This window comes from Nocardioides sp. P5_C9_2 (genome assembly GCF_054049555.1).
Map to the genome: position 1 here is coordinate 1 of NZ_JBFUMD010000256.1, position 5524 is coordinate 5524.

Annotated in this window: 3 protein-coding genes and 1 tRNA gene; 2 read left to right on the top strand and 2 right to left on the bottom strand. The window is 68.7% G+C overall.

From position 1 onward, the window contains the following. Positions 1–480: radical SAM protein (locus ACXJKL_RS13240; protein WP_457207512.1), on the bottom strand; the 480-nt coding region annotated here is incomplete at its 3' end. A 224-nt stretch (positions 481–704) separates the two neighbouring features. Between ACXJKL_RS13240 and ACXJKL_RS13245 the strand changes: the two genes are divergently transcribed. Beyond that, positions 705–3608: an arylsulfatase gene (locus ACXJKL_RS13245; RefSeq protein WP_457207513.1), complete on the top strand. Its 2904-nt coding sequence runs from the start codon at positions 705–707 to the stop codon at positions 3606–3608. A gap of 750 nt (positions 3609–4358) precedes the next feature. After that, positions 4359–4850, top strand: a complete 492-nt coding sequence (locus tag ACXJKL_RS13250) for a hypothetical protein (RefSeq protein WP_457207514.1) — start codon at positions 4359–4361, stop codon at positions 4848–4850. A 224-nt stretch (positions 4851–5074) separates the two neighbouring features. Here ACXJKL_RS13250 and ACXJKL_RS13255 read toward each other — a convergent pair. Next, positions 5075–5151 (bottom strand) — tRNA-Arg (locus ACXJKL_RS13255). Positions 5152–5524 lie beyond the last annotated feature (373 nt).

Here is a 5524-nt window from a genome sequence, read left to right on the forward strand (position 1 = left end):
GCGTCTCAGCGCGTCCAGGCCGCGCAGGACCCGGTCGAACGTCGGCTTGCCTCCCTTGTCCACCCGGTAGGCGTCGTGCATCTCCCGTGGCCCGTCGACGGAGACCCCGACCAGGAAGTCGTGGTCCTTGAAGAAGCCGGCCCACTCGTCGTCGACCAGGGTCGCGTTCGTCTGCACGGTGTTGAGGATCCGCTGTCCCGGAGAGGCATGTCGCTCCTCCAGCTCGAGCGTGCGCCGGAAGAACTCCAGGCCCATCAGCGTGGGCTCACCCCCCTGGAAGGCGACCACCACCTCGTCGAGCCCGCGGTGCGCGGCCAGGAGCTGGCTGATGTAGGCCTCGTGGACGTGGGGATCCATGCGGAACCCGCTGCCCGGGTAGAGCTCGTCCTTGGACAGGAAGAAGCAGTACTCGCAGTCGAGGTTGCAGATGGCCCCGGTCGGTTTGGACATGACGTGGAAGGCCCGTGGAGCCTCGATCATCCGGGACTCCTTCGTCCATCGGGTCGTGCACGTCGACCCGGTCCGGCCGCTGGCCCCGAATATCCCGAACGGCCGCGCAGCAGGGAAGGGTCGATGGTCCCCTGCCGGCCGCGCGCGGCCTGCTTCCGGCCGAAGGGTCTTTCGCCTCTGGGCGCGCCGAGGACGGCGACGCTAGGACGGGAGCGGCACCCCGCGCGACGGCCGCGGGCACGAAGGGATCCGACATGTCAGACACTCAGATGCTTCTCGTCGCGGGGTACGCCGACCTCGATGTCGCGACCGCAGAGTTCAAGGCCGTGGCCGACGCGGTGGCGGCCACGGAGGTGCGGAGCCAGGGGATCATCCTGGTGGGCAAGGACGCTGACGGGGAGCCTCGGCTCATGGACTCCGGGAACCATCTCGGACGGCGGGGAGCCGGCTGGGGCGGTGGGGCGGGGGTGCTCGTGGGCCTGTTCTCGCCGCCCATGCTGGGGGCCGTGGCCGTCGGGGCGGCGGCCGGCGCCTTGGTCGGTCACTTCGCCGGGCACAAGCTCACCGCCACCATCCAGCAGCAGGTGGGTGCGGCGTTGACGTCGGGCACGGCCGTGATCATCGGGGTCTTCCCGGCCGAGTCCCGGCTCGACGTCGAGCGTCTCCTGCCGGGTGCACCGCTGAAGTCGGTCGTCGAGAGCGACGACGGCGGCGTGAGCGAGCTCAGGTCGATGCTGGCCAAGGCGATGGGCGCGTTCCACCCCGACCGCACGGTGCTGCCGATCCCCGACCGACCCTTCAGCGGCGTCAGCGGCCCCACGATCGACGAGTCCGTCGGCGACTGGGGCATCGTCGCGCCGGTGACGGCGCCGGACGAGGCGCCCAACGTCCTCGTCGTCCTCATCGACGACGCGGGCTTCGGTGGGCCCGACACGTTCGGTGGGGGCATCCGGACGCCGAACCTCACGCGGGTCCAGCAGCAGGGCGTCACCTACAACCGGTTCCACGTCACCGCCGTCTGCTCCCCGACGCGCGCCGCGATGCTGACCGGACGCAATCACCACCGCGTGGGCATGGGCGGGATCGCGGAGTTCCCCGGGCCCTTCCCCGGCTACACCGGGACGCGTCCGCGCTCCTGCACGGCGCTCCCACGGATCCTCAGGGAGAACGGCTACATCACCGGCGGGTTCGGCAAGTGGCACATGACTCCGGGTCGCGACATGGGAGCGGCCGGCTCGTTCGACCACTGGCCCACCGGGTGGGGCTTCGACCACTGGTGGGGCTTCCTCACCGGTGCCGCTGGGCAGTACGACCCGATCATCACCCAGGACAACTCGACCCTCGGCGTCCCCGAGGGCGAGGACGGGAAGCTGTACTACTTCCCCGACGACATCACGGACAAGACGGTCGAGTGGTTGCACGCCGTCCGCGCCCAGGACGCCGAGAAGCCGTGGTTCGTCTACTACTCGACGGGCGCCACGCATGCGCCCCACCACGTGGCCAAGGAGTGGGCGGACAGGTATGCGGGTCAGTTCGACGACGGCTGGGACGTCTATCGCGAGCAGACCCTCGAGCGTCAGAAGCGGCTGGGCGTCGTCCCGATGGACACCGAGCTCAGCGAGCGCCCCGCGGCGTACCCGGCCTGGGAGGGCCTGACCGACGTCGAGCGACGGCTGTACGCCCGACAGATGGAGGTGTTCGCCGGCTTCTCCGAGAACGCGGACTGGAACGTCGGGCGGATGCTGGACGCCGTCGAGGAGATGGGCGAGCTCGACAACACCCTGATCCTCTACATCTGGGGAGACAACGGGGCCTCGATGGAGGGGACGCTGACCGGTTCGTTCAACGAGACCACGTTCTTCAACGGCGTGGTGCTGGACGCGGACGAGCAGTTCGAGATGATCGACAAGTACGGCGGCATCGCCGAGCTCGGCGGCTTCCACACCGCCCCGCACTTCGCGGCGGCCTGGGCGCACGCGAACAACGCGCCCTTCCAGTGGGGCAAGCAGATGGCCAGCCACCTCGGCGGCACACGTGACCCGATGGTCATCTCGTGGCCGAAGCGCATCGCCGGTGGTGGTGACCTGCGCACCCAGTTCACGCACTGCATCGACGTCGTACCCACGATCCTGGAGGTGATCGGGATACCGGAACCCGCCGTGGTCGACGGGATCGAGCAGGAGCCGATGGACGGCACCAGCTTCGCCTACACCTTCGATGCTCCCGAGGCCGAGGAGCAGCACACGGTGCAGTACTTCGAGATGTACGGCAGTCGCGCGATCTACAAGGACGGCTGGTGGGCCTGCGCCAAGCTCGACAAGCTGCCCTGGGACTTCTCGCCCGAGACCCTGTCGACGTTCGGGCCCGGCAGCGGGTGGGACCCGCACCAGGACGTGTGGGAGCTCTACCACCTGCCCGACGACTTCTCCCAGGCCCACGACGTCGCGACCGAGCACCCGGACAAGGTCGCCGAGCTGGTCGAGCTGTTCTGGGCCGAGGCCGAGCGCCATCGGGTGCTTCCCCTCCTGGGCGGGTTCGCCGTCTTCTTCGGGATGCTTCCGCCGATGCCGACCCGGTCCCGGTTCGCCTTCGCCGGCGACGTGCAGAACATCCAGACGACGCAGATCCCACGCATCTTCGGGCGTTCGTACTCCATCGAGGCGGACGTCCACGTGCCCGCGGGGGGCGCCGAGGGCGTGCTCGTGGCCTTCGCCGACTTCATCGGCGGGTTCGCCCTGTGGGTGGACGAGAAGGGTCTGCTCCACCACACCTACCAGTTCCTCGGCATCGAGACCTACCGGCAGACCTCGACGCGGCCCATCCCCACGGGCGACGTCACGCTCACGATGCTGTTCGAGGCCGACAACCCCACGCCCGGTACCGGTGGTCACGTCACCCTCTGGGCGAACGACGAGCAGATCGGGGAGGGTGACATCCCGCGGACCGTCGCCCTCATCTTCACCACGTACGCCGGGATGGACATCGGCCGGGACAACGGCGGCGTCGTCGACCTCGACTACGAGGACCGGGCGCCGTACGCCTTCACCGGCACCGTGCGCAACGTCGTCTTCGACATCGCGCCGAGTGCGCACCACGAGGAGATGGACCGTCACGCGTCCACCGCTCAGGCCGCCCTGGCCCATGGGGCGGCCGGCTGAGGAATCGGACAGCCCCAAGAGGAAGCCAGGTGGCCACAGACGACGACGTGACCGACTCGTTCGGCCGCCGATCTGAGGCGCGAATGCGCCCGAATTGTCACCCGGGATACCTGGAGTCGGTCTTGTAGGCGGCGGCCTTCACGATGAGCGCGCCGAACGGCTGGGGCACCGACTCGGCGTCTCACCCGTAACGGGGGATCAAAGGGGTCAGCCCCTGCGACATCCTTGATGGATCCAATCGCTCGTCCAGGGGCCCGACCCCTGCACGGAAAGGACCTCCTCGTCTCGGGCCGTGCTCCTCCCTTTGATGCGTGGGAGGCAGTCATGTCAAGGTTCAGACAATCCAGGGCCGGGATTCTTCTCGGTCTTGTGCTGAGTGGTGCAGGCTTGGTCGCGGTGGCCACGCTGGTCCCCAGCGGGGCGGCAAGTTCGCCGAATGCACGTGCTGCACCAGCACAGCAGGACTATGTTCGGGCGTGCCCACAGCGGACCGGGCCCAGTGAGTCCATCGGCGATCTCAACGTCCGCCTTGGCAACGACTGCGCCGCCGGTGAGAAGCCGCTCAAGCTCGCCCTGTGGCCCGCCACGGGCAAACAGGGACCCCGGGGCCCTGAGGGCGCCCCGGGCGCCCAAGGCCCCAGAGGCCCGGAGGGCGCACGCGGCCCGAAAGGCGCACGCGGCCCGGAGGGCGCACGCGGCCCGGAGGGCCCGCAGGGGCCACCTGGCACTGGCGTGAACGCTGAGTACGGGGTGGCCAATATCTATGTCAGCCGAGGCGGCGCCCAGCCGGCCCGCTTCGCCACCTTCTCGACAGAACTGGGTTCGCCGGTTGGTTCAACGACGGGCGGCCAGTTCCGATTCTCCTGTGCGCCGGCCCAAGCACCGTGCAAGATCTCGTGGGGCGCCGCCGTGATATCCGAACGCTCCGGGACCTCATTGGTCTTCCCACGGATCACCATCCACAAGGAAAGCGCTACCGGAATCGGGCAGCCCATGACCTTTTGCGAGTACGCCGACGGGGCCAACAACAATCTCGGTGCCGCGAGGGTGCAACGAGTGCCAAGCGTGCGGGCCGGGCGGTCCGCGATCCGAGAACCGCAAGGTCTGGGAGTCGGGGGATCGCTCGACTGTGGCGCAGGCCAACCCTTCAGTCAGAGGATCACGGAAATCTGGGTGCCAGCCACACCGGAGAGCAATGCGAGCAACTACTACGACGTGTGGGTGACGCTGACCTTCCTGTGATCCAGCAGCTCCGTCGGAGGATCGGTCGCCTCCAGGAACTCTGCACCGGAACGGCGGACGCCCCCGCCAGTCGAGGTGGACTGGCGGGGGCTTCGGTCCCAACCCACTGGGTCGTGCTGGACCGTGTCCAGGTCACACCGCCGTTCTTGGAAGCGAGCTGATCGTTCGCTCCGGACGCTATGCCCAGCGAGCGGTCCGCGCCGGTTCTGACCTGCGCAAACGCGTGGCGCCCCCGGCAGGATTCGAACCTGCGACCGGCGGATTAGAAGGCCGCTGCTCTATCCAGCTGAGCTACGGGGGCGGGGGGTCGGAATTACAGTCGGGAGAAGCATCGGGATGACCCGGCTGTAGTTCTGCTGCTTCCGACCCGCGCCTGATTATGCCGCCTGCCCCGGTTGCGAGCATGCCGCCCCCACGCGCCGTGCCGTTGCGCGCGTACGGCTTCGAACGGCGGCGACCCATCCTCGACCCCCATCGTGCGGATCAGCCGATGAGCGGACGGGGGCGACCTCAGTCCTGGCTGAGCAAGGCGGCCATCTCGTCAGCCACCGCCTGGTCGCCGGGTCGTCCGTCTGCGCGGAGGCCGTCGATGACGCCCATGCGGTCGGCATCTGAGCGGTTCTGGCTCAGTTTCGCCTTGCCCGCCACGCGCGTCACCGTGAGTTCGACTCCAA

What these genes read in the sequence shown, in the direction of transcription:
- ACXJKL_RS13245 (WP_457207513.1), top strand. Translation starts at nt 705, where the DNA reads ATGTCAGACACTCAGATGCTTCTCGTCGCGGGGTACGCCGACCTCGAT.